The 23,239-nt window shown below is 66.7% G+C and carries 19 protein-coding genes; 11 read left to right on the top strand and 8 right to left on the bottom strand.

Translation table 11 applies throughout. The features are described 5' to 3' along the window. Window positions 1-6: 6 nt before the first annotated feature. The 4 genes from AC1DZQ_RS09280 to AC1DZQ_RS09265 form a co-directional block, all read right to left on the bottom strand. Window positions 7-2,172: an alpha-galactosidase gene (locus AC1DZQ_RS09280; protein WP_476963250.1), complete on the bottom strand. Its 2,166-nt coding sequence runs from the start codon at window positions 2,170-2,172 to the stop codon at window positions 7-9. A 107-nt stretch (window positions 2,173-2,279) separates the two neighbouring features. Beyond that, the gene (locus AC1DZQ_RS09275) at window positions 2,280-3,620 is read right to left on the bottom strand and encodes an ABC transporter substrate-binding protein (protein ID WP_476963249.1); all 1,341 of its coding nucleotides are present in this window, start codon (window positions 3,618-3,620) and stop codon (window positions 2,280-2,282) included. Window positions 3,621-3,691: 71 nt separating this feature from the next. Then, window positions 3,692-4,624 (bottom strand): carbohydrate ABC transporter permease, encoded by a 933-nt coding sequence (locus tag AC1DZQ_RS09270; RefSeq protein WP_476963248.1) that lies wholly within the window; start codon window positions 4,622-4,624, stop codon window positions 3,692-3,694. 12 nt (window positions 4,625-4,636) lie between these two features. Further along, window positions 4,637-5,593: a carbohydrate ABC transporter permease gene (locus AC1DZQ_RS09265; RefSeq protein WP_476963247.1), complete on the bottom strand. Its 957-nt coding sequence runs from the start codon at window positions 5,591-5,593 to the stop codon at window positions 4,637-4,639. A 170-nt stretch (window positions 5,594-5,763) separates the two neighbouring features. Between AC1DZQ_RS09265 and AC1DZQ_RS09260 the strand changes: the two genes are divergently transcribed. The 10 genes from AC1DZQ_RS09260 (at window position 5,764) to mmsB (ending at window position 18,685) form a co-directional block, all read left to right on the top strand. Further along, window positions 5,764-7,014 carry a Gfo/Idh/MocA family protein gene (locus AC1DZQ_RS09260; RefSeq protein ID WP_476963246.1) on the top strand — a complete coding sequence of 417 codons (1,251 nt, stop codon included), beginning with the start codon at window positions 5,764-5,766 and terminating at the stop codon, window positions 7,012-7,014. A 1-nt stretch (window position 7,015) separates the two neighbouring features. Beyond that, window positions 7,016-8,074 carry a LacI family DNA-binding transcriptional regulator gene (locus AC1DZQ_RS09255; RefSeq protein WP_476963245.1) on the top strand — a complete coding sequence of 353 codons (1,059 nt, stop codon included), beginning with the start codon at window positions 7,016-7,018 and terminating at the stop codon, window positions 8,072-8,074. Between the two features lie 194 nt (window positions 8,075-8,268). After that, entirely contained in the window at window positions 8,269-9,291 is a 1,023-nt protein-coding gene (locus tag AC1DZQ_RS09250) for a LacI family DNA-binding transcriptional regulator (protein ID WP_476963244.1), read from the top strand. A 111-nt stretch (window positions 9,292-9,402) separates the two neighbouring features. Then, entirely contained in the window at window positions 9,403-11,133 is a 1,731-nt protein-coding gene (araB, locus tag AC1DZQ_RS09245) for a ribulokinase (protein WP_476963243.1), read from the top strand. After that, entirely contained in the window at window positions 11,130-11,855 is a 726-nt protein-coding gene (locus AC1DZQ_RS09240) for an L-ribulose-5-phosphate 4-epimerase (protein ID WP_476963242.1), read from the top strand. Before araB ends, AC1DZQ_RS09240 begins: the two co-directional genes overlap by 4 nt. A gap of 109 nt (window positions 11,856-11,964) precedes the next feature. Further along, entirely contained in the window at window positions 11,965-13,485 is a 1,521-nt protein-coding gene (gene araA, locus AC1DZQ_RS09235) for an L-arabinose isomerase (protein ID WP_476963241.1), read from the top strand. Continuing rightward, window positions 13,482-14,384, top strand: coding sequence for an aldose 1-epimerase family protein (locus tag AC1DZQ_RS09230; protein ID WP_476963240.1), 903 nt, complete (start codon window positions 13,482-13,484; stop codon window positions 14,382-14,384). The genes araA and AC1DZQ_RS09230 overlap by 4 nt, the downstream gene beginning before the upstream one ends. Before the next feature lie 244 nt (window positions 14,385-14,628). Next, window positions 14,629-15,753 carry a multiple monosaccharide ABC transporter substrate-binding protein gene (gene chvE, locus AC1DZQ_RS09225; protein WP_476963239.1) on the top strand — a complete coding sequence of 375 codons (1,125 nt, stop codon included), beginning with the start codon at window positions 14,629-14,631 and terminating at the stop codon, window positions 15,751-15,753. A gap of 107 nt (window positions 15,754-15,860) precedes the next feature. Continuing rightward, window positions 15,861-17,390, top strand: a complete 1,530-nt coding sequence (gene mmsA, locus AC1DZQ_RS09220; protein ID WP_476963238.1) for a multiple monosaccharide ABC transporter ATP-binding protein — start codon at window positions 15,861-15,863, stop codon at window positions 17,388-17,390. A gap of 5 nt (window positions 17,391-17,395) precedes the next feature. After that, on the top strand, window positions 17,396-18,685 hold the full coding sequence (gene mmsB, locus AC1DZQ_RS09215; RefSeq protein ID WP_476963237.1) for a multiple monosaccharide ABC transporter permease: 1,290 nt from the start codon (window positions 17,396-17,398) through the stop codon (window positions 18,683-18,685). 102 nt (window positions 18,686-18,787) lie between these two features. Here the strand turns inward: mmsB and AC1DZQ_RS09210 are convergent, their stop codons facing one another. The 4 genes from AC1DZQ_RS09210 to AC1DZQ_RS09195 all read right to left on the bottom strand — a co-directional run bounded on the left by AC1DZQ_RS09210 (window position 18,788) and on the right by AC1DZQ_RS09195 (window position 22,780). Next, window positions 18,788-20,152, bottom strand: a complete 1,365-nt coding sequence (locus AC1DZQ_RS09210; RefSeq protein ID WP_476963236.1) for an MFS transporter — start codon at window positions 20,150-20,152, stop codon at window positions 18,788-18,790. Between the two features lie 86 nt (window positions 20,153-20,238). Continuing rightward, a complete protein-coding gene (locus AC1DZQ_RS09205) occupies window positions 20,239-20,709 on the bottom strand; it encodes an RpiB/LacA/LacB family sugar-phosphate isomerase (protein WP_476963235.1) in 471 nt (156 codons plus the stop codon). An 8-nt stretch (window positions 20,710-20,717) separates the two neighbouring features. Next, the gene (locus AC1DZQ_RS09200) at window positions 20,718-21,677 is read right to left on the bottom strand and encodes a ribokinase (RefSeq protein WP_476963234.1); all 960 of its coding nucleotides are present in this window, start codon (window positions 21,675-21,677) and stop codon (window positions 20,718-20,720) included. Between the two features lie 77 nt (window positions 21,678-21,754). Continuing rightward, complete coding sequence (locus tag AC1DZQ_RS09195; protein ID WP_476963233.1) at window positions 21,755-22,780, bottom strand: LacI family DNA-binding transcriptional regulator; 1,026 nt, start codon at window positions 22,778-22,780, stop codon at window positions 21,755-21,757. A 269-nt stretch (window positions 22,781-23,049) separates the two neighbouring features. Here AC1DZQ_RS09195 and AC1DZQ_RS09190 point away from each other — a divergent pair. Next, window positions 23,050-23,239 (top strand): hypothetical protein (locus AC1DZQ_RS09190; RefSeq protein ID WP_476963232.1); only part of this gene is annotated, 190 nt, incomplete at its 3' end.

Genomic DNA, 23,239 nt, shown 5'->3' with positions numbered 1-23,239 from the left:
GGCTGATCACAGGGCCTGGACGTGCAGGAGCAGGGCGTGCTCCGGGTTCAGGACCGGCAGAGGCAGACCGACGTGCTGGAGGAAGGCGCCGGAGGCCACGGCCCCGTCTTCCAGCCAGGCGGGCGGCTGGATCTGGGTGAAGGCGTGTGCATAGTCGCCGTCGAGGGGCGTGGGCAGTTCGGCCCGGACGCGGTAGCTCCGCTTCGGGTCAAGGCCCGGCAGCGAGGCCAGTCCGGGGACCTCAGCCGGGGCAGACCCCAGGGACACGGCAGCGAACAGGGCCTCACCGGCGTCGTGCGCAACCACACCGTGAACGCTCAAGGTGGGTTCGGCGGTGTCCGCGTTGACGCGCTTGCCGGAGTGGATCAGTGCGCGGTGGCGCTTGTACAGCGCAATCACCCGGCGCAGCGTGGCCCGCTCCTCGGCCGTGGCCGCGCGGATGTCCCACTCCATGCCGAAGTGGCCAAAGAGCGCGGTGATGGCGCGGAAGGAGATGTCGTGGGTGCGTGCCGTGGTGTGTGAGGTGGTCGGTCCGATATGCGCTCCGACGAGTTCCGGCGGCAGGATGGCCTGGGTCCAGCGCTGGATGGTCTGGCGTTCCAGGGCATCGTTGCAGTCCGAGGCCCACACACGGTCGGTGCGCTGCAGGATGCCGAGGTCCACGCGGGCCCCGCCCGAAGAGCAGCTTTCGATCTCCACGTCCGGGTGGGCCGCCTTGAGCGCGTCGAAGAGACGGTAGGCCGCGAGCGTCTGCTCGTGCACGGACGGGCGGCCGGCGCGGCCATGCTCGGTGAGGTCCCGGTTCTGGTCCCATTTAAGGTAGGCGATGTTGTTCTCGCGCAGCAGGGCGTCGAGGCGGCCGTAGATGTACTGCCAGGCCTCCGGATTGGCGAGGTCCAGGACGTGCTGGTGGCGCCAGGGGTGCGCGAGCCTGCCGCCGTCCTTGTGGGAAAGCGCCGACGGGCCCACGATCCAGTCCGGGTGCTCACGGGCGACGTCGGAGTCCAGGTTGACCATCTCCGGCTCCACCCACAGGCCAAACTCCATGCCGTGGCCGGTGACAGCGTCGATCAGCGGCGTGAGGCCCTCGGGCCACAGACCCTCGTCGACATACCAGTCGCCCAGGCCCGCGTGATCGTCGCGGCGGCCGCGGAACCAGCCGTCGTCGAGGACGAAGCGTTCCACGCCGAGCCCGGCGGCCGAATCGGCGAGTTCAAGCAGGGGTTCGAGGCGGTGGTCAAAGTAGACCGCCTCCCAGGTGTTGAGCACCACCGGGCGGACCCGCCCGGAAGTGGTGTCCACGTGCTGCGGCCGGGCCCGGAACCAGTCGTAGAAGGCCTCGGTGATGCCGTCCAGGCCATGGCCGGAGTAGGCGGCAAAGAGCGACGGCGTCCGGTAGGTGCCGCCGGGGTGCAGCACCACTTCGCCGGAGCCGAGCAGTTCCGCGGCGCCGAGCATGCGCCGGCCGTCGGTGAGGCTGTCGAGGTACTGCTCGTGGTTGCCGCTCCAGCCGAAGTGCGTGGCCCATACCTGGCCCCGGCGGTTGGAGAAGCCGGCGGTCCCGGCTGCCACCAGCAGCGAGGAATCGTGGCCGGTCCGGCCGTGCCGGCCGGTGCGGACCCAGGTGCCCTGCTGGACGGTGTGCCGCTGCGGGTGGTTTTCGCGGCACCAGCGTCCGGTGAGGTCGAGCAGTTCCGTGGCGTCCCGCGGCACCGGCAGCACCGCGGCCAGTTCCTCGAGCTGGTACTCGGCCGTGCCGCCGTTGGTCAGCGTGTGCGCCAGCTCCAGGAGGCCGCCGGGGTGCAGGGTGAGCTCTGAACTGATCTCCAGTCCGGCCTCGGTATCCCGGTGGATGATCAGCACCCCGCGGCCGCCCTCCTGCACCTGGGCGGAAACCACCCGCAGGGCCGGCGAGAAGTCCTGGCCGGGGCCGCCGTCGGCGTTCCGGTGCCCGCGCAGGCCCGGCCGTCCGGCCCAGCCGGAGGAGGCCTGCGGGAGCAGCCCGCCGGTGACGGGCATGTCGAGGGCGGAGTGGGGAACGGGCCCGCGGAGGATCGCCAGGTCGGGGAGGTGTTCGCCGAGGTCGGCGCCCCAGTGGACGATCTCGGCCTCGCCGGAGTCGAAGGCCAGCAGGAGGCTGGTGCCGGCAGAACGCAGGTGCACGGGGTGCATGGGATTCGCTTTCAGTTGTGCGGAAGTCAGGTGCTGGTGCGCGGGATCCCGGCTGGGGATCCCGCGCACGGGGCGCCGCCGTTGCTGGCGGCTATGGCTTCAGAGGCCTACTTGAAGAGGGCGTTGACCTGGTTGTTGGCCTCGGTGAGGGAGCTGGCAGGCTTCTTGCCGGAGAGGACGGCGTCCATGGCGGGCTTCATGATGCCGTCCACCTTGGCTGCCTTGTCCGCGATCGGGAACAGGAACGTGGTTCCTTCCTTGACGTGGGTGGTGAAGGCGGAGACGTCGGTGCCCTTGGCCTTGAATGCTTCGGCTGCCTTCTCGGAGGAGCTGGTGAGAGCCGGGAACACGACGGCCTTGGAGGCTACGACGTCCTGGCAGGCGGTGGAGGCGAGGTATTCGACCCACTTGACTGAGGCGGCCGGGTTCTTGCTGCCGGCCCAGACGGAGTCGGCCAGGCCGTTGAACATGCTGGAGCGCTTGCCCTCGGGGCCCTTCGGGGTGGGGGCGAACGCGGTCTTCACGCCCTTGTAGCTCTGGTACTGGCCGATCAGCCAGTCACCGGTGGTGTTGATGGCAGCCTTGCCGGCGCCGAAGTTGTCCGCCAAGCTGGCGCCGACGGTGGTTTCGAGCTTGGGCATGTAGCCCTTTTCTACGAGTCCGGCCCACCAGGCGATGGTTTCCTGGAACTTGGGGTCGTCGTAGTTGAACTTGGTGCCCCAGGGGTTCTTGTCCGTGGCGCTCCAGCCGGTGGTGGCGCTGAGGAAGCTCCACTCGGTCTGGCCCTGCCCGGAGCCGCTGCCGGCGAGGCCGAGGCCGTAGACGGCCACGTTGTTCTTGTCGAAACCTGCCGCGTCGCCGCGCACGCCGTTCTTGTCCACGGTCAGGTGCGCGATTGCCTTCTCGTAGCTGCCGCCGTCCTGCGGGTTCCAGTCCAGGTTGGCCATCTGCTCGGCGGTCAGGCCCGCGGAGTCCGTCATGGCCTTGTTGTAGAAGAGGCCCACGGTGTCCCAGTCCTTGGGCAGTCCGTAGCGCTTGCCGTCCTGGCCCACCCAGAGCTCGGGGAGTCCCTTGGTGTAGCTCTCCAGCTTGATGCCGTCCTTGGCCACTGCCTCGTCGAGGGGGAGCAGCTGCTTCTTCGCGGCGTACTCGGGGTACTTCGAGAGGTGGTTGGTGAAGACGTCGGGGGCAGTGCCGGCGACAAAGCCGTTGGTCAACGTGGTCCAGTAGTCGTCCCAGCCGCGCTGGGTGATCTTGACCTTGATGTCCGGGTTGGCCTTGGTGAAATCGTTCGCGCACTGCTGGTAGGCCGGGAGCTGGTTGGCGTCCCAGAGCCAGTAGTTGATTTCGCCCTTGGCCTCGGTGGAGACTGGGGCGGACCCGCCGCAGGCGGAGAGGGAGATGGCGATGGCTGCGGCGGCAGCGACGGCGCCGAGGGTCTTCTTCATGGTGGACCTTTCGTGGAAGTGCTTCTTTGAGGGGAACGCTTGTTGAGGGGGCAGTGCGTGTTGGGTCGGGGTTACTTGATGCCGGAGAAGCCGATGGAGTTGACCACCCGCTTGCCGAAGGCGATGAAGAGCAGGAGGACGGGCAGGGCCGCGATCAGTGTTGCGGCCATCAGGCCGGACCAGTCGGGGGCGCCCTGCGGGGACTGGGACTTGAAGACGCCCAGGCCCACGGTGAGGACGCGGACGCTTTCGTCCTGGCCCACCAGCAGCGGCCAGAAGTACTCGTTCCACTGGCCGATGAAGGTCAGCAGCGCCAGGGTAGCCAGCGGGGCCGCGGCGTTCGGGAGCACGATCTGGAAGAAGATCCGCACGTGCTTGGCGCCGTCGAGCATGGCGGCCTCTTCCACCTCGCGGGACATGGAGAGGAAGAACTGGCGCAGGAAGAAGATGGCGAAGGGGGTCATGAACAGGAACGGCAGGGCCAGACCGGCGAAGGTGTTGAGCAGGCCGAGGTTCTTGATCATCAGAAAGTTGGGCAGGGCTGTGAAGATCGGTGGGACCATCATGGTGGCCAGGAACAGGCCGAACACCACGTTCCGGCCTGGCCAGCGGAGCCGGGAGAAGGCGTAGGCGGCCATCGCGCTGAAGAAGACCTGCCCGGCGGTGGTGACGGTGGCGAAGATGACGGAGTTCCGCAGGTACAGCCAGAAGTTGATGGCGGCGCCGGAGCCGCCCTCGGCGATGGCTTCCTCGGGGCTCTGCAGCCCCAGGACCCGTTTGAAGGCGCCGAGGCTGAAGTCGGCCGGCAGCAGGTTGCTGGCGTTCGAGGCCAGGGAGGCGTTGCTGGACAGTGCGGTGCGGAGCATCCAGAGGAACGGCGCGATCGTCACGACGACGGCGATGGCGACGAGGGTCCAGGCGCCGACGCGGCGCCAGTTGACCGGCTTCCGGGGAGCGGGAGCGGTGGTGGCGGGCTTCTTGCGGGAGGGGGCGGAGGTAGTCATGGTTGGGGTTCCTTAGTCCAGATCCGATTCGTTGCCCTTGAGGAACTTCATCTGGACGAAGGCAACAAGAGCGAGAATGACGAAGAGAATGACGGACAGGGCCGAGGCGTAGCCGAAGTCGGATTCACCGAAGGCCTTCTGGTAGATGTACATCTGGATGACGCGGGAGGCATTGATCGGGCCGCCACCCGTGGTCACTGCCACTGTGTCGAAGACCTGGAAGGAGCCGATTACGGTGACCACCAGGACCAGCACCAGCACGGGGCGCAGGAGCGGCATCGTGATGCTCCAGAAGGTCCGGGTCGGGGAGGCGCCGTCGAGCGAGGCGACCTCGTACACGTGGTTGGGAATGGACTGCAGGCCGGCGAAGATCAGCAGGGCGGTGTAGCCCATGTGGCGCCAGACGTTGACGCCGGCGATGGTGGGGATGGCCCATTGCTCGCTGCCGAAGAAGGCGATGCGCGGCAGACCCATCCAGTTGATGATTTCGTTGACGATGCCGAGCTGGTAGTCGAGCATCCAGAACCAGAGCAGCGCGACGATGACGTTGGCCACGAGGAAGGGCAGCAGCAGGGCGCCGCGGATAAGCGTGGACTTGGCGACGTTGTGCATCAGCAGCGCCAGGCCGAGAGCGATGGCGGTCTGGAAGCCGATGTTCAGTGCCACGTACTGGACCGTCACGGCCATGGCGTTCCAGAACAGATCGTCCGCGAAGATCGCGGTGTAGTTCTTAGTGCCGATCCAGGTGGGATCTCCCAGGACGCTGTACTCGGTGAAGCTGAGGTAGACGCCGCGGATGCTCGGCACGAGGTAGAAGGCAACGAAGCCGAGCAGGGCCGGGGCGATGAAGAAGAGGGCGACCTTCAGGTCGCTCCGGGGTCGGCGCCGGCGGCGGGGGGCAGCATTGCCCGTTCCCGTGCCGGTCGCCTTGCGGGCCGGGGCGGCTCCGCGGGCAGTTGTGGTGGTCATTGGTGGTTCCTCCGCTGTTACATGAATGCTGTGACGTGGATTACAACTGGAGCTGAATCTACACGAGTAACTTTCCAATGCGCAACCGTTTCGTTGATGTTTCCGGGCTGAAAACTTCCACTCATCACCAGCTATTGACTCGAGTAGAAACTGGTGTGACACTTGCCTGCATGACGTTCTCACTAGGTATCGTTGGCGCCGGCCAATTCGCAGGCGCCTTCGCCAAACTCTTCGACGCCCACCCCGCCATTTCAGAAGTCCATGTCACCGACGTTTTGCCGGAACGGGCCGAGGCCCTCCGGGAGCGGCTCGGGCTGGCCGGGACCTACCCCAGCTTCGAGGCCATGCTCGACGGCGGCGTGGACGCCGTGGCGATCTTCACCCAGCGCTGGACCCACGGGCCCCTGGTGCTGCAGGCGCTCCGTGCGGGCAAGCACGTCTACTCGGCAGTGCCGATGGCCATCAGTCAGGACGAGATCGCCCGGATCATCGACGCCGTCCGCGAGACGGGCCTGACCTACATGATGGGCGAGACCAGCTACTACAACCCCGCCACCGTGTATGCCCGCAAGCGCCAGGCCGAGGGCGCCTTCGGCCGCGTTTTCTATGCCGAGGGCGACTATGTGCACGACATGGACCTTGGCTTCTACGAGGCCTACCAGTACAGCGGCGGGGAGGACTGGAAGCGCACCGCCAGCTACCCGCCCATGCTGTATCCGACCCACTCCACCGGCGGGGTGCTGGGCGCGATCGGCGGCCATGCCGTCAGCGTCAGCTGCCTCGGCGTCCCCGACGAGCGCGGCGACGGCGTCTTCGACAAGGACGTCAGCATGTTCGGCAACGACTTCTCCAATGCCACCGCGCTGTTCGAACTCTCCACCGGCGGGTCCATGCGCATCAACGAGATGCGCCGCGTCGGCTACCCCTCCCACCTGCGCGAAAGCCGCTTCCGGTACTTCGGCACCGAAGCCAGCTTCGAGCAGTTGGCCACGGTCAGTGTTTGGCAGGACAAAGAGTCCGTGACCGATGTCAGTGCCGAACTGGCCACCGGGTCCACGCTCGCTGCCGACGATCCGGCGCTGGCCGACGTCGCACCGGCCCTGCGGGACGCTTTTAGCTCCGGTCTGGCCGCCGTGCACGACGCCGGCCGGCTCCCCGCCGAGTTCCGCGGACTTCACAACGGGCACGAGGGCAGCCACCACTTCCTGGTGGACGACTTCGCCACCGCCGTCGCCACCGGAACGCTCCCGCCCGTCAACGCCTGGGAAGCCGCCCGCTACACCCTCCCGGGTATTCTGGCGCACGAGTCCGCCCTCCGCGGCGGGGAGCGGTTGCCCGTGCCGGACCACGGCGACGCCCCCGTCCGGCTGCCCGCGCAAGCCACTAATGAGGAAGGCTTTGCCGGGGAACTCCGGCGGTAGCATGGTCACTGTGCCACATTCGCCAGCCCCCGCCAGGCCCACGATCACCCGCAAAGACGTGGCCCGGCTGGCTGGTGTCAGCACCGCCGTCGTCAGCTATGTGGTGAACGGCGGGCCCAAGCGGGTCTCGCCGGTGACGGCCGCGAAAGTGCGCGAGGCCATCAGCGCCCTGGGGTACCGGCCGAACGCCGCGGCGAGGGCGCTGAAGCTGGGCTCCAGTGAGATGCTCGGCATGGTGGTCCCGGATACCACCAACCCCTTCTTCGCCACCCTGGCCCGCGCCGTGGAGGAGGCCGCAGCGGCGCGCGGCTATGCGCTCCTGCTGGCCAACTCGGGCGGATCGGCGGCCAGCGAACGCCGCCAGGTAAGGAACCTCGCGAGCCGCCGCGTGGACGGGGTCTTCCTCTCCAGCGTGCTGTTCGAACCCGACCTGACCGAGCTGGAGCACTCGGAGATCCCCGCCGTGCTGCTCAACCACAGCAGCGAGGTTCCGGGCTTCAATTCAGTCGGCGTGGAGCTGCAGGAAGGCTCCCGGCGTGCCGTTGAGCACCTGGTGGGCCACGGCCACCGCAATATCGCGCTGGTCATGGGCATGAACGCTGGCAATGACCTGGACGGGCGCGAGATCGGGTGGCAGCAGGGGCTGGCGGAGGCCGGGCTCCCGGAAGGGCCCATTGTGCGCTGCGACTTCGACCGCCAGGGCGGCTACCGGGCCGGGCAGCGGCTGCTCGCTGCCGCGGACCGGCCCACCGCCGTGTTTGTCAGTTCCGACCTGCAGGCCGTCGGCCTGCTGCGCGCCGTATATGAGGCAGGCCTGCGGGTCCCCGAGGACCTGGCAGTCTTCTCCTTCGACGGCTCGGCCGAGGCGGAGTACAGCTGGCCGCCGCTGAGCACGGTCGCGCAGCCCGTGCAGGCCATGGCCGAGGCCGCCGTCGAGGCGCTCATCGAGTCCGACAGCGGCTCACCCACCCGGAACCGGATCTTCCCCGTGGACCTGGTCCTCCGGGCGTCCTGCGGCTGCGTGCCCGTGCCCGCTGCGCCCGCCGTCCCGGCCCGGTAAGGTCCCCGGCCGGCACGTCGTTCCCGGTTCCCGGCGCCGATCCCTGCGGGCATCACACCAGGGCCAAATGGACTATCGTTAGCGCTAACAGGAGCCGGGGGCGGGCGACCAACGGACGCCCCGTGCCCTCTTATCGTTTGATTTCACAGTTTGATTCAAGCCGGTGGACTGCATCGGAGCGAAAGGGGCCTCGCATGGGGAACAACAATGACCGGCGGCAGCCGCGGCTCGAAGACGTCGCAGCGCTGGCCAAGGTTTCCCACCAGACCGTGTCGCGGGTGATCAACAACCACCCGAATGTCAGCACGGCAACAAGGTCGCGGGTCGAGGCGGCGATTGCCGAACTCGGCTACCGGCGCAACACGGCCGCCCGGAGCCTGGTGACCCGGCGCACCCAGACCATCGGCGTCCTCGCCTCCGAGCTCGGGCAATACGGCCCGGCGAATACCCTGCTGGGGGTCCAGCAAGCCGCCCGGGAAGCAGGGTATTTCGTGAGCATTGCCGCGATCAAGGGGGCCGCGGCGAAGGCCATTTGCGATGCGGTGCGCCACCTGACGGACCAGGGCGCGGACGGAATGATTGTGATCGTGCCGCACGACGGGACACTTCAGGTGCTCGAGGACCTGAACCTGGATCTCCCGGTGATCGTCGTCGGCGGAACCGGAGAAGGGCGGTTGAGCGGCGCGATGGTCGATCAGAAGCTCGGGGCGCGGCTGGCCGTCGCCCATCTGATCAGCCTTGGCCACGAGCGGATCGGCCATGTCTCCGGACCGCTCGACTGGGTGGACGGCAAAGCCCGGGTTGACGGGTGGCGCGAGGAGTTGGCGGAAGCCGGCCTCTCCGACGAACTTCTGGTCGAGGGGGACTGGAGTGCGGACAGCGGGTACCGGATCGGGCAGCAGCTGGCAGAACAGCGCAGCGCCACCGCGTTGTTCGTCAGCAACGACCAGATGGCGCTCGGACTGCTGCGGGCGTTCGGCGAGAAGGGCATCCGCGTGCCGGAAGACGTCTCCGTGGTCGGCTTTGACGACCAGCCCGAATCCGCCTACTTCATGCCGCCGCTGACCACCGTGCGACAGGACTTCGAGGAACTCGGAAAGCGCTGCATGGACCTGATACGCGCCCAGGTCGAGGACGATGCCGCCAGCGGCGCCCTGGTGGTCAAACCTGAGCTCGTGGTGCGCGCCAGCACCGCACCCCGTCCCCGGCTCTCCTAAGGGCCGAAGCCCTCCGTTTCCGGCCATGCGTGACCAGCCCTCTTGACAGCCTGTTTGTTAGCGCTAACAATAAGGGGGTTCGCAATGTTGCGGAACCTATTGGAGGATTTGATGGACTTCTCAGTGGACGGAACCGAAAACTTTGTCATAGGCGTGGACTACGGCACGCTTTCCGGGCGGGCCGTCGTCGTCCGGGTCCGGGACGGTAAGGAACTGGGCAGTGGGGTCTTCGACTACCCGCATGCCGTGGTCACCGGCGAGCTTCCTCAGGATACGGCTGGCGTCGCCGGCATACGGCTTCCGGGTGAATGGGCACTCCAGGTGCCTGACGACTACCGGCAGGTCCTGCAGCACGCCGTGCCCGCGGCGATCGCCGACGCCGGAATCGATCCGGCCGCCGTCGTGGGGATCGCCACGGACTTCACGGCCTGCACCATGGTTCCGGTCAAGGCCGACGGCATCCCGCTCAGCGAGCTGCCGGACTTTGCGGACAGGCCGCACTCCTATGTGAAGCTCTGGCGCCACCACGCCGCGCAGCCGCAGGCGGACCGGATCAACGCGCTTGCCGCCGAACGGGGCGAAATCTGGCTCCCGCGCTACGGCGGACTGATCTCCTCCGAATGGGAATTCGCCAAGGGACTGCAGCTGCTCGAGGAAGACCCGGAATGCTACGCCGCGATGGACCGCTGGGTGGAAGCCGCCGACTGGATCGTCTGGCAGCTCTGCGGCAACTACGTCCGTAACGCCTGCACCGCCGGCTACAAGGGGATCTACCAGGACGGCCGCTACCCGTCCGAAGACTTCCTGGCCGCCCTGAATCCGCAGTTCAAGGACTTCGTATCCACCAAGCTCGAGCACACCATCGGCCGGCTCGGCGACGCCGCAGGCCGCCTCACCGCCGAGGCCGCCGCCTGGACCGGACTGCCCGAGGGGATCGCCGTCGCGGTCGGCAACGTGGACGCGCACGTCACCGCCCCGGCCGCCAAAGCGGTGGAACCGGGCCAGCTCGTGGCCATCATGGGCACCTCCACCTGCCATGTCATGAACGGCGACGAACTGCGGGAAGTGCCCGGCATGTGCGGTGCCGTGGACGGCGGGATCGTGGACGGGCTGTGGGGCTATGAGGCCGGGCAGAGCGGGGTAGGGGACATCTTCGGCTGGTTCACCAAGTACGGGGTCCCGCCGGAATACCACCAGGCCGCCGCCGCCCGGGGCCTGGACATCCACCAGTACCTCACCGAAATGGCCGGCGGCCAGGCAATCGGGCAGCACGGCCTGATCGCGCTGGACTGGCACTCGGGAAACCGCTCCGTGCTGGTGGACCACGAACTCTCGGGCCTGGTTGTCGGCCAGACGCTGGCCACCCGCCCGGAGGACGTCTACCGGGCGCTTCTGGAGGCCACGGCTTTCGGCACCCGAACCATCGTGGACGCCTTCCGCGACTCCGGGGTGCCGGTGAGGGAGTTCATCGTCGCCGGCGGGCTGCTGAAGAACGAGCTCCTGATGCAGATCTATGCCGATGTCACAGGCCTGCAGCTCTCCACCATTGGATCGGCGCAGGGGCCCGCCCTGGGATCTGCCATCCACGCCGCCGTCGCGGCCGGGAAGTACCCGGACATCAGGGTGGCCGCGGCCGCCATGGGCTCGGCGCCGGGCGCCGTCTACACCCCGATCCCGGAGAACGTCGCTGCCTACGAGGAACTCTTCCGGGAATACCGGACCCTGCACGACTACTTCGGCAGGGGAGCGAACGAGGTCATGCACCGGCTCAAGGTGATCCAGCGCAATGCCGTCAGGCCCCTCGTCGCCAAGACCCTCCTCACCTCAGGAGTGCCGGCATGAGCGCGCTGCTGGAGTCCATCGCCCGGGTTCGCAGGGAAGTCTGCGGACTGCACTCTGAGCTGACCCGCTACGGGTTGGTGGTGTGGACGGCCGGGAACGTCTCCGCCCGCGTCCCCGGTTATGACCTCATGGTCATCAAGCCTTCGGGCGTCTCCTACGACGAACTCACCCCCGAACTCATGGTGGTCACGGACCTGTACGGCACGCCGGTGAGCCGCGCATCGACCAGCGCGGACGCCGCGGGCGCCGGCGGCGAGACGGTCGAATGGAGCAACCCCGCCCTGTCACCGTCCTCGGACACCGCGGCGCACGCCTATGTTTACCGGCACATGCCTGAGGTCGGAGGCGTGGTGCACACCCATTCGACCTACGCCACGGCCTGGGCTGCGCGGGGAGAGGAGATCCCCTGCGTGCTGACCATGATGGGGGACGAGTTCGGCGGGACGATCCCGGTGGGCCCGTTCGCGCTGATCGGCGACGACTCGATCGGCCGCGGCATCGTGGACACCCTGGCCCAGTCCACCTCGCCGGCCGTGCTGATGCAGAACCACGGGCCCTTCGCGGTGGGCAAGGACGCCCGCTCGGCGGTCAAAGCCGCCGTCATGTGCGAGGAAGTGGCACGGACCGTCCATATTTCCCGGCAGCTCGGCGAGCCCCTGCCGATCGACCCGGCCCAGATCGGCTCGCTCTACGCCCGCTACCAGAACGTCTACGGCCGCTAGGCGCAAAAAAACCAGGCCGCTAGGCCCAAAATCCCGGGCCGCCAGGCCCAAAAACCAGGCCGCTAGGCCGCGATACCGCCGTCGCCCCCCACCCTCCGCAGGAGAAAACATGTCCAACGCCAACAACACGTCCCTTGAACAGTACGAGGTCTGGTTCCTCACCGGCAGCCAGCACCTCTACGGCGAGGACGTCCTCAAGCAGGTCGCCGCCCAGTCCCAGGAGATCGCCGACGCGCTGAACGCCTCCGCAGACGTCCCGGTGAAAATCGTCTGGAAGCCCGTGCTCACGGACTCGGACGCGATCCGCCGCACCGCCCTGGAGGCCAACTCGGATGACGCCGTGATCGGCGTGACCGCCTGGATGCACACGTTCTCACCGGCCAAGATGTGGATCCAGGGCCTGGACCTGCTCCGGAAGCCGCTCCTGCACCTGCACACCCAGGCCAACGTCGAACTGCCGTGGGCGGACATCGACTTCGACTTCATGAACCTGAACCAGGCCGCGCACGGCGACCGCGAGTTCGGCTACATCCAGTCCCGCCTCGGCATCCCCCGCAAAACCGTCGTCGGCCACGTGTCCAACCCCGAGGTGTCCCGCCAGGTCGGATCCTGGCAGCGCGCCTCCGCGGGCTGGGCTGCCGTCCGGACCCTCAAGCTGACCCGTTTCGGCGACAACATGCGCAATGTCGCCGTCACCGAAGGGGACAAGACCGAGGCCGAGTTGCGCTTCGGCGTCTCGGTCAACACCTGGTCCGTCAACGAACTCGCCGACGCCGTGCACGGCGCGGCAGAGTCCGACGTCGACTCCCTCGTCGCCGAATACGAGCGGCTCTACGCCGTGGCCCCAGAGCTCCGCGCCGGCGGTCCGCGCCACGAGTCGCTGCGGTACAGCGCCCGGATCGAACTGGGGCTCCGCAGCTTCCTGGAGGCCAACGGCTCGGCCGCCTTCACCACGTCCTTCGAAGACCTCGGCGCACTGCGCCAGCTCCCCGGCATGGCCGTGCAGCGGCTCATGGCCGACGGCTACGGCTTCGGTGCCGAGGGCGACTGGAAGACCGCCATCCTGGTCCGGGCAGCCAAAGTCATGGGCGCCGGGCTCCCCGGCGGAGCCTCGCTCATGGAGGACTACACCTACCACCTCGTCCCGGGCCAGGAGAAGATCCTGGGCGCACACATGCTGGAGGTCTGCCCGTCCCTGACTGCCGCCAAGCCCCGGGTGGAAATCCACCCGCTCGGCATCGGCGGCAAGGAAGATCCCGTCCGCATGGTCTTTGACACCGACGCCGGCCCCGGCGTCGTGGTGGCGCTGTCCGACATGCGCGACCGCTTCCGCCTCGTGGCCAACGCCGTCGACGTCGTGGACCTCGAGGAGCCGCTGCCCAACCTGCCGGTGGCCCGGGCCCTCTGGTCGCCCAAACCGGACTTCGCCACCTCAGCCGCCGCCTGGCTGACCGCCGGAGCCGCCCACCACACCGTGCTGTCCACCGCCGTCGGCATGGACGTCTTCGAGGACTTCGCCGAGATCGCCGAAACCGAGCTGTTGACCATTGACGACGGCACCACCATCAGGGGCTTCAAGAAGGAACTCGCCTGGAATGCCGCCTACTACAAGCTGGCCGGCGGTCTGTGACCGGGGACGAATACGGGCTCCGGCACGGGGAGTACACCGCCGTCGTCGCCGCCCGCGGTGCGGCGGTGCGGACGCTGCAGTTCCGGGGGCGGGACCTGATCGTCCCGTTCCCGGCCGGCGGGCCCAACCCGGACTTCCGCGGCGTCATCGTCGCACCCTGGCCAAGCTGGATTCCCGACGGGACGTACACCTTTGGCGGCGTGGACTACCAGGTGCCGGTCAACGAACCAGGCCGGCAGTGCGCCCTGCACGGCTTCACCCCGGAGCTGGAGTGGAGGCTGGAATCCCGAACGGAATCCGCCGTGGAGCTCTCCTGCGCCATCAGGCCGACGCCGGGCTACCCCTTCGCGCTGTCGATCACCGCCAGCTACCGGCTGGACGGCGATGGCCTGCACACTGCCGTCACCGCAGCCAATGCGGGGGAGCAGTCCGCGCCCTACGGGGTCTGCCCGCACCCGTACCTGCTGGCCGGGCCGGCGCCGCTGGATCAATGGAGCCTGGAGATGCCGGCGCGGACGTTCCTTGAGGTCACGCCCGACCGGCTGCTGCCGATCGCCACCCGGACCGTTGAAGGACACGGATACGACTTCCGCGCCGCCCGCGTCATCGGTTCTACCGAGATCGACCATGCCTTCACCGACATGGTGTTCGACGGCGAAGGGCAGGCGCACGTCGTGCTCCGGGACCCGGGCGGCACCGGCGTCGGCATGGCCTGGGACCGCAGCTGCGCCTGGCTGCAGCTCTACACCGGGGACACGGAACCGCCGCTCCCCAACCGGCTGGGGCTCGCCGTGGAACCCATGACGTGCCCGCCGGATGCCTTCAACACGGGCACGGACCTCGTGCGGCTCGAGCCCGGAGCCTCACACCGCGTGGCCTGGCGTATCTTCGCCGTCTGAGGGCCGGCTGTTACTCCCCAGCAGATCCAACGCCGTATGTGCGTTGACTCACATGTTTCAAGAAGCTATCTTTGACCATATTGTTAGCGATAACAATCAGCCGCATTTTCCTTGCTGGCTGAATCCCCGTTCCATTCAGACCTCCGCAATCCTCCCGCTGTTACCGCCCCGCAGGGGCACGATGACGTGCAGGGCTGCGATCAGGAGCAACTTCGCGGACTATGGTCCGCGGAAGGAGAAAATTGTGAAGATCAGGAAACTCCTGGGCGCCGTCGCGGTTGTCCTCGCTGTGACCGTAGGGGCCACAGGCTGCGGCAGCCGGCCGGGCACGGCCGCCCCGGCCGCCAGCTCCGATGCCGCCGGTTCCCTCGTCGGGATCTCGATGCCGACGCAGACTTCGGAACGGTGGATCGCCGACGGCAAGAACGTCTCGGAATCCCTGACGAAGCTCGGTTACAAAGCCGACCTGCAGTACGCCAATGATGACATCCCCACCCAGGTGTCCCAGATCGAGAACATGCTCACCAAGGGTGCCAAAGCCCTCATCGTCGCGGCCATCGACGGCACCACGCTGACCGACGTCCTCGCCAAGGCGAAGGAACAAAACGTCAAGGTCATCGCCTACGACCGGCTCATCAACGGCACGCCGAACGTCGACTTCTACACCACCTTCGACAACTACACGGTGGGCGTGCAGCAGGCCACTTCGCTGCTGACCGGCTTGGGCCTTGTTGACGCCAGCGGCAACAAGGTCGAAGGCAAGGGCCCGTTCAATGTGGAGCTCTTCGCCGGCAGCCCGGATGACAACAACGCCAACTTCTTCTGGACCGGCGCCATGGATACCCTCAAGCCTTACCTGGACGCCGGAACCCTGAAGGTGCCCAGCGGCCAGACCAAGTTTGAGCAGGCTGCCATCCTGCGCTGGCAGGCCCCGGTGGCCCAGAAGCGCATGGAGGACATCCTCACGGCCGCCTACAGTTCCGGCACCAAGCTCAATGGCGTCCTCTCCCCATATGACGGCCTCTCCATCGGCATCATCTCAGCCCTGACCAGCACCGGCGGCTACGCCAAGGGAAGCCTGCCGATCGTCACCGGCCAGGACGCCGAAAAGGGTTCGGTGAAGTCCATCACCGCCGGCGAGCAGTACTCCACGATCTTCAAGGACACGCGCCAGCTGGGAGCCCAGGCCGTGAAGATGGTCGACGGCCTCCTGAAGGGCCAGGAACCTGAGGTCAACGACACCAAGACCTACAACAACAAGGTCAAGGTAGTCCCTGCGTACCTGCTCAAGTCCGTCATCATCACGAATGAGAACTACAAGAAAGAACTCATCGACTCCGGTTACTACACGGCGGCCGACGTCAAGTAGCCACGTCGAAGGGTGGCGGCCCGCCGTCGAGTCCGGGCCGCCACCCTTCCCGTAGACCCCTGCAGCCGCAGGACGTCTCAGGTACTACCAGTCAGTGAGAATTGGCGATGAACACACCCATTCTTCAAATGCGAGGAATCACCAAGACCTTCCCGGGCGTGAAGGCCCTCCAGGACGTCACCCTGCAGGTGAACCGCGGCGAAGTCCACGCCATCTGCGGTGAAAACGGCGCAGGGAAATCCACCCTGATGAAGGTGCTGTCCGGCGTCTACCCGCACAGCTCCTTCGACGGCGACATCCTCTTCGAAAACGAACCCTGCAACTTCTCCAGCATCAGCGACAGCGAGAAGCGCGGAATCGTGATCATCCACCAAGAGCTGGCACTGAGCCCTTACCTGTCCATCGCCGAGAACATCTACCTCGGCAATGAACAGGCCAAGCGCGGCTGGGTGAACTGGCGCAAGACCAACCTGGAGGCCGCGAACCTCCTGGCCCGAGTGGGCCTGAGCGAAAACCCGGTCACCCCCGTCCAGCACATCAGCGTGGGCAAGCAGCAGCTCGTGGAAATCGCCAAGGCACTCTCGAAGGAGGTCAAGCTCCTTATCCTCGACGAACCGACGGCCGCCCTCAACGACGAGGACTCGAGCCACCTGCTGGACCTGATCCTGCACCTGAAGGGCCAGGGTGTCACCAGCATCATCATCAGCCACAAGCTCAACGAAATCCGCAAGGTTGCGGACGCCGTCACCATCATCCGCGACGGCAAGACGATCGAGACCCTCCGCCTGGGCGACGGCGAGATCACCCAGGAACGCATTATCCGCGGAATGGTTGGCCGGGACCTGGAAAGCCTGTATCCGGACCGGGAACCACGGATTGGCGAGGAAGTCCTGCGGATCGAGGACTGGTCCGTCCGGCACCCGCAGGACTACAGCCGGGTGGTGGTCAACAACGCCAGCCTCAACGTCCGCAAGGGGGAAGTGGTGGGGCTGGCCGGACTGATGGGTGCCGGCAGGACGGAGCTGGCCATGAGCGTCTTCGGGCGGAGCTACGGCACCGCAACCTCGGGGAAGGTTTTCAAACACGGCACGGAAATCAACACTTCCACCGTCTCTGACGCCATCAAGCACGGCATCGCCTACGCCACCGAGGACCGCAAGCTCTACGGTTTGAACCTCATCGAGGACATCAAGCGGAACGTTTCCATGGCGGCGCTGCGCAAGCTGGTCAAGGGCGGCTGGGTGGACAAGAACCAGGAAACCGTGGTGGCCAACGACTACCGGAAGAGCATGAATATCAAGGCTCCGTCGGTTGCCGCCATCACGGGCAAGTTGTCCGGCGGCAACCAGCAGAAAGTCGTGTTGAGCAAGTGGATGTACTCCGATCCGGACGTGCTGATCCTCGACGAACCCACCCGGGGGATCGACGTCGGCGCGAAGTTTGAGATCTATACGATCATCGCGAAGCTGGCCGCGGAAGGAAAGGCGGTCATTGTGATCTCCTCCGAACTGCCCGAGCTGCTGGGCATCTGCGACAGGATCTACACCCTGTCCGCCGGGCACATCACCGGCGAGGTCCCGATCGCCGAAGCATCGCAGGAAACCCTCATGCACTACATGACCAAAGAGAAGGAATAGCGAACATGTCCGCCCTCCGAGAATCCCTGGGTTTCCTGACAAGCCGCCTCCGCCAGGTTGGCATCTTTGTCGCCCTGATCCTGATCGTCCTGCTGTTCCAGATCCTGACGGACGGGATCCTGCTGGAGCCGCAAAACGTCACCAACCTGGTGGTCCAGAACAGCTACATCCTGATCCTGGCGATCGGCATGGTGATGGTGATCATCGCCGGCCACATCGACCTGTCCGTCGGTTCGGTCGCCGGCTTCATCGGCGCCTGTGCCGGGGTCATGATTGTGCACTGGGGCTGGGAATGGTGGCTTGCCATTCCGGCCTGCCTGCTGGTCGGCGCGCTGGTGGGTGCCTGGCAGGGCTACTGGATCGCTTACGTCGGCATCCCCGCCTTCATCGTCACCCTCGCCGGGATGCTGATTTTCCGCGGCCTGACACTGATCGTTCTCAAGAACCAGCAGATCACGCCGTTCCCGGGCGAACTGCGGGCGTTGGGCGGCGGCTTCCTGCCGGACATTTCCGGCGGCACGTCGGTGCTGGAGTGGCTGACGGTCATCCTTGGCGTCGGCGCCACCTTGGCACTGGTGATCCAGGCGGTCAAGGAACGCCGGATCCGCCAGAAGTTCGACCTCGAGAACGAGCCGTTGACCTGGTTCATCACCAAGACCGCGTTCATTGCCCTGCTCATGCTGACCATCACCTTCCTGCTCGCCAGCTACCGGGGCACCCCGATCGTCCTGATCGTGCTGGCGGTCCTGGTGATCGTCTACACGGCCCTGATGAACAACAGCGTCTTCGGCCGGCACACCTACGCACTCGGCGGCAATCTCCACGCTGCCGAGCTGTCCGGCATCAAAACCAAGGCCGTCACCTTCCGGCTGTTCGTGAACATGGGTGTCCTTGCCGCACTGGCCGGCCTCGTGTTCACGGCCCGGCTCAACTCCGCCCAGCCGGCCGGCGGCACGGGCTTCGAACTGGACGCCATCGCAGCGGCGTTCATCGGCGGCGCCGCCGTCACAGGCGGCATCGGAACCGTGGCAGGGGCCATGATCGGCGGTCTCATCATGGGTGTCCTCAACAACGGCATGTCGATCCTGGGCCTCGGCACGGACTACCAGCAGCTCATCAAGGGCCTGGTCCTGCTCCTCGCCGTCGGCTTCGACATCTTCAACAAGAACCGCAGCGGCAAGGGCGGTGGGATTTCGATCATCGAGCGCCTCAAGCTGAAAACTCCGCCCGCGGCGGATGCCGACGCCGGGAAGCCGGCGGCAGAGCGTCCGGTCCCGGTAGCGGCCGGAAAGTAGCGCGGGATACCTCAGACTGCTGCGACCGGGGTCGGCCTCCAAGAGGCCGACCCCGGTCGCTCGTTTACTGCGCCCTATTTTGTGCGGGTACCCGCTGTGCGGCTACCGGGCAGCCGACGGCGCCGGCTGGTCCGCGCTGCCGGCCGGCTCGCCGGCGATGATGGCATCGACTTCAGCTTTTTCCTTTGCGCCCCAGGTTTCGCGAGTGTTCAGCACGCCGATCAGGCCAATGACACCCACCAGGACGTACAGCGAGGCGCCGCCCGCCCACCCGAAGACGGAGGCCAGGAGCACGGCCAGGAAGGGCGCGAACCCGGAAATGGAGGCGGCAACCTGGTAACCGATGGAGGCACCGGACGTCCTGGTGTTGGTCCGGAACAGCTCCGCGAACCAGGCGCCCTGCGTGCCGGTAAACGTCGCGTGGATGATGCCAATGCCGATCACGAACGCCAGCACGATCAGGAACGGGTTGCCGGTGTTGCTGAGCAGGAACATCGGGAAGCCGAAGACAATGACGGCGATGGTTCCGCCGAGGTAGAGCTTGCGGCGGCCGATGCGGTCGGTGAGCGCGCCGGCGATCAGCGTGACCGGGATGGCAAGAAGGCTCGCGATCACAATTCCGGTAAGGCCGACGGCCCGGTCGTCGGGGTTGTTCTTCGTGATGTAGGAAAGCAGGTAGGTGGCCGTGACGTAGTACGCGCAGCTCTCCACGACGCGCAGTGAGATCACCCGCAGGATGTTCCGCCAGTCGTTCTTGATCACGGTGGCCAGGGGGTTCTTGACGATCGCGCCCATGGCCTTGGTGTGTTCGAATTCGGGGGATTCCTCAAGCTTCATCCGGACAACCAGGCCGACGACGATCAGGATGGAGCTAGCCAGGAACGGCAGGCGCCAGGCCCAGTCGGTCTGCAGGGAGGCGGAGAGCAGGAAGGCGGCGTTGGCGAGGGTGATGCCCAGCGGGTTGCCCGCCTGCGGAATGGCGGCGAAACGGCCGCGCTTCTTCCACGGTGCGTGCTCGAACGTCATCATGACGGCGCCGCCCCATTCGGCACCGAAGGCGAGGCCCTGGATCATCCGGATGATGACCAGCAAGATGGGTGCGAGGATGCCGACCTGCCCGTATGTGGGGAGGCAGCCAATCAGGACGGTGGCGATGCCCATGGTCAGCAGCGCGCCGACGAGCACGGGCTTGCGGCCGTACTTGTCGCCGAGGTAGCCGCCGACGGCTCCGCCGATGGGGCGCATCAGGAAGCCCACCGCCAGGGTGGCGAAGGCCAGAAGCGTTCCGACCACGGGGTCCGTGTTGGGGAAGAAGACTTTGCCGAAGTACAGGGCCGCGGCCGTGCCGTAGGCGACGAAGTCGTAGTTTTCCACGCACGTGCCGGCGGCCGAAGCCATGGCGGTCTTGATCTTTCCGGGTGAACCGTGGGCGGCCTGGCGCGGCCGGTCCGTGATTGCTGCCGTCATGTTCTATATCTCCTTTGATATTGCTGGACAGCCTTGGGCGGTATGCCGAAGGCCAGGTAAGCGTTTGCCGTGCAGTGCCGGCCGGATCAGATTTCGCCCGCCAGTTCCCTGGCGCCCTCGAGCTCCATTTCGCGAAGCTTCCGGACCCGCCGGATGGTGTCCTCGTCGTTGTCGAATTTCGCGTCGAGGAAGGACTGGAGGACTTCCTTGGCGGTGGCCCTGCCGATCAGCCAGGCACCCATGGCGATTGCGTTCGCGTCGTCGTGTTCTACGCTCTGGTGGGCGGAATAGACGTCGTGCCCCAGGGCGCAGCGGATGCCCGGGATCTTGTTGGCCGCCATCACGGCGCCGACCCCGGTGCCGCAGACCAGTACGGCGCGCTCGGCCTCGCCGGAGCGGACCAGATCGCAGGTGGCACGGGTGATGTCCGGAAAATCGACCGGGGCCTCACTGGGCGCGCCGCAGTCAATGACCTCATGGCCGAGATCCTCCAGGACTGACTGGACAAACGATTTCAGGGGGAAGCCGGCGTGATCATTGCCGAGTGCGATTTTCATGGGTCTCCTTAGTTCGGAACGACGGGGCTGGGCGTTGCTGGGTTCGGATTGGCGGGGTTCGGCGGGGACGCCGATACTTCACTGCGCCATGGAATCGATTCCATAGCGCCGGTGCGGGTCACTGCGAGGGCGGAAGCACGGGTGGCATGGATCATTGCGGCAGGCAGGTCACGCGGGCCGCCGGCCAGGGATGCGGCGACGTAGCCCACGAACGTGTCGCCGGCTCCTGTGGTGTCTTTGGCCTCCACTTTCGTCGCCGGCACGTGCACAAGGGTGCCGTCGAGGACCGTGAAGGACCCGTCCGCGCCAGCGGTGCAGACGATGGCCGGACCCAGGGCGGGCGGGAGCGTCTGGACCAGGTCCCGGTGGTTTCCGCGGACTCCGGCAAGCTCCGCGAGGATCTGGATTTCCTGTTCGTTCACCACGAGGAGGTCGACGTCGTCGAGCAGGCCGCCGATCTGCCGGGGGGCGGGGGCGGCGTTGAGGATGACGAATGCCCCGCGGCTCTTCGCGGTCCGCGCGGCCTGCCGGACCAGCGCCGTCGGGATCTCCAGCTGCAGGACCAGGACGTCGCCGGCCTGGACGGCGGCGAGTCCCGCTTCGACGTCGTCGGCGGTAATTCCGGAGTTTGCGCCCGGACTGACGATGATCTGGTTTTCGCCCCGCTCATCGACCGCGATGAGCGCCGTTCCCGTGGCGGCGGTGACGCTGACCCGCACGTGGCCGGCGTCGATGCCGGCTCCGGACAGAACCTCAAGAATCCGCCGGCCATGAGCGTCGTCGCCGACGGCGCCGGTGAATTTCACCGTGGCGCCGGCCCGCGCGGCGGCGACGGCCTGGTTGCCGCCCTTGCCGCCGGGGCTGAACGTTGCGTCCGAGCCTCGGACGGTCTCGCCCGCCCGGGGCAGGGAACGGACGCGGATGTTCTGGTCGATATTGAGGCTTCCGACCACAAAAACCGTGCTCATTGGACCTGCTCCTTCGGTGGTGCGGAACGGTGCCCCAGGCCGCAATACATTAGGGGCGGAATTGAGGGGCGCCGTTGTCACGGATGCCCCAGGCTGGCGTCGGGAGTGCCCGAGGAGGCGCGGACAATGAGCTCGCTCGGAAGAACGACCGATTCCGGCTTCTGCCCGTCGATAACCTCGAGAAGGAGCCTGACCGCGGTGCGGCCCATCGCCTCCACGTCGTGGGAGATGACGGTCAGCGGCGGATCCAGCAGCGAAAACCACTCGATGTCGTCGAAGGCGATGAGGGCCATGTCCCGGCCGATGCGCAGGCCCTTCCGGTTCAAGGTGGCCAGGGCTCCGACGGCCATGGGGCTGTCGGCAGCCAACAGCGCGGATGGCGGCTGCGCGAGGCCCAGCAGGTGGTGCGCGCCGGCCGAACCGCTGGCGGACTGGAAGTCGCCGAAATACGTCAGGGCGGGGTCGGTGCTGAGCCCGAACTCCCGGGCCGCGCGGGAGAAGGACTTGAGCCGGTCCCGTCCGGTGGACGTGGTTTGGGGCCCGGCGATGTAGCCGACGCGCTCGTGGCCCTGCCTGGCGAGATGCTCCACGGCCTGGCGGATGCCGGCATCACTGTCGGTGGTCACACTCGGGACATCGATACCGTGGACGGTCCGGTCGACGAACACCGTGGGGATGCCCCGCTCCAACAGGGCGTGCAGGCTGGAGCTCCCTTCGCCCTGCGGTGCGGCGATCACGCCGTCCACGCGCTGCGAAATGAAGGTGTCCAGGTACCGGTCCTGCTGCGGGATGCTCTCGTTGGCGTTTCCCAGCAGCGTGACAAGCCCCTCCGCGAGGGCCGCCTGCTCGGCGGCGTGCGCCAGATCGGCGAAGAACGGGTTGCGGACGTCCGAAACGAGCAGCCCGATGACGTTGGTCCGGGTGGAACGGAGCGCGCGCGCCTGGGCGTTGGGGTGGAAATCCAGCTCGGCGACGGCGGCGGCCACCTTCTCCCTGGACTCCGGGGAGGTTGCGGGGTTTCCGGACAGCACCCTGGACGCCGTCGCGGCGGAGACGCCGGCCAGTGCAGCCACGTCCTTGATGGTGATGGAAGGTCCCGTCACTGCTGTGCCCTTTCGATTCTGAACTGCTCTCGAATAAGTCTATGGAATCGATTCCATGGAATCGGTTCCACAAGTATGTGACGCTGGCCACAATCTGTCAATGGTTGGCTCCGATCGGTCTGCGGCGTCGGCTCGATCAGGTCCGCTCGGAGTGTTCCATGACGCGCAGAGTGGCACGCGACGCGCAAGATTTCTCTCGCTACGGGAATCCCCTCTCTGTCAGCCTGTCGTGAGACAGATTGTCTTCGCGACAGGCGGGCGGGTTGGGCATGACGAAGTCGACTGGGAAGGTGCCGTTCCGGACTCTTGAGGAGAAGCTTTCGATCCTGGAGAAGTACGAGGCTGCCCCGCGTGGTCAAAAGGGTGCGGTGTTGCGTGAGTATGGGATTTCGGGGCATGCGGTCGGGATTTGGGCTTACGCTCGGGATCATGATGAGTTTGCTGCGACTCCCACGGGTA

Source organism: Arthrobacter sp. P1_C12_2 (assembly GCF_056406415.1).
This window is presented reverse-complemented; position numbering and strand designations above follow the sequence as displayed.

Coding starts and splice junctions, on each gene's coding strand:
- AC1DZQ_RS09280 (WP_476963250.1), bottom strand. CDS start 2,172: ATGCACCCCGTGCACCTGCGTTCTGCCGGCACCAGCCTCCTGCTGGCC.
- araA (WP_476963241.1), top strand. CDS start 11,965: ATGTCCAACGCCAACAACACGTCCCTTGAACAGTACGAGGTCTGGTTC.
- AC1DZQ_RS09210 (WP_476963236.1), bottom strand. CDS start 20,152: ATGACGGCAGCAATCACGGACCGGCCGCGCCAGGCCGCCCACGGTTCA.
- mmsB (WP_476963237.1), top strand. CDS start 17,396: ATGTCCGCCCTCCGAGAATCCCTGGGTTTCCTGACAAGCCGCCTCCGC.
- AC1DZQ_RS09260 (WP_476963246.1), top strand. CDS start 5,764: ATGACGTTCTCACTAGGTATCGTTGGCGCCGGCCAATTCGCAGGCGCC.
- AC1DZQ_RS09270 (WP_476963248.1), bottom strand. CDS start 4,624: ATGACTACCTCCGCCCCCTCCCGCAAGAAGCCCGCCACCACCGCTCCC.
- araB (WP_476963243.1), top strand. CDS start 9,403: ATGGACTTCTCAGTGGACGGAACCGAAAACTTTGTCATAGGCGTGGAC.
- AC1DZQ_RS09250 (WP_476963244.1), top strand. CDS start 8,269: ATGGGGAACAACAATGACCGGCGGCAGCCGCGGCTCGAAGACGTCGCA.
- mmsA (WP_476963238.1), top strand. CDS start 15,861: ATGAACACACCCATTCTTCAAATGCGAGGAATCACCAAGACCTTCCCG.
- AC1DZQ_RS09265 (WP_476963247.1), bottom strand. CDS start 5,593: ATGACCACCACAACTGCCCGCGGAGCCGCCCCGGCCCGCAAGGCGACC.
- AC1DZQ_RS09275 (WP_476963249.1), bottom strand. CDS start 3,620: ATGAAGAAGACCCTCGGCGCCGTCGCTGCCGCCGCAGCCATCGCCATC.
- AC1DZQ_RS09205 (WP_476963235.1), bottom strand. CDS start 20,709: ATGAAAATCGCACTCGGCAATGATCACGCCGGCTTCCCCCTGAAATCG.
- AC1DZQ_RS09200 (WP_476963234.1), bottom strand. CDS start 21,677: ATGAGCACGGTTTTTGTGGTCGGAAGCCTCAATATCGACCAGAACATC.
- AC1DZQ_RS09255 (WP_476963245.1), top strand. CDS start 7,016: ATGGTCACTGTGCCACATTCGCCAGCCCCCGCCAGGCCCACGATCACC.
- AC1DZQ_RS09240 (WP_476963242.1), top strand. CDS start 11,130: ATGAGCGCGCTGCTGGAGTCCATCGCCCGGGTTCGCAGGGAAGTCTGC.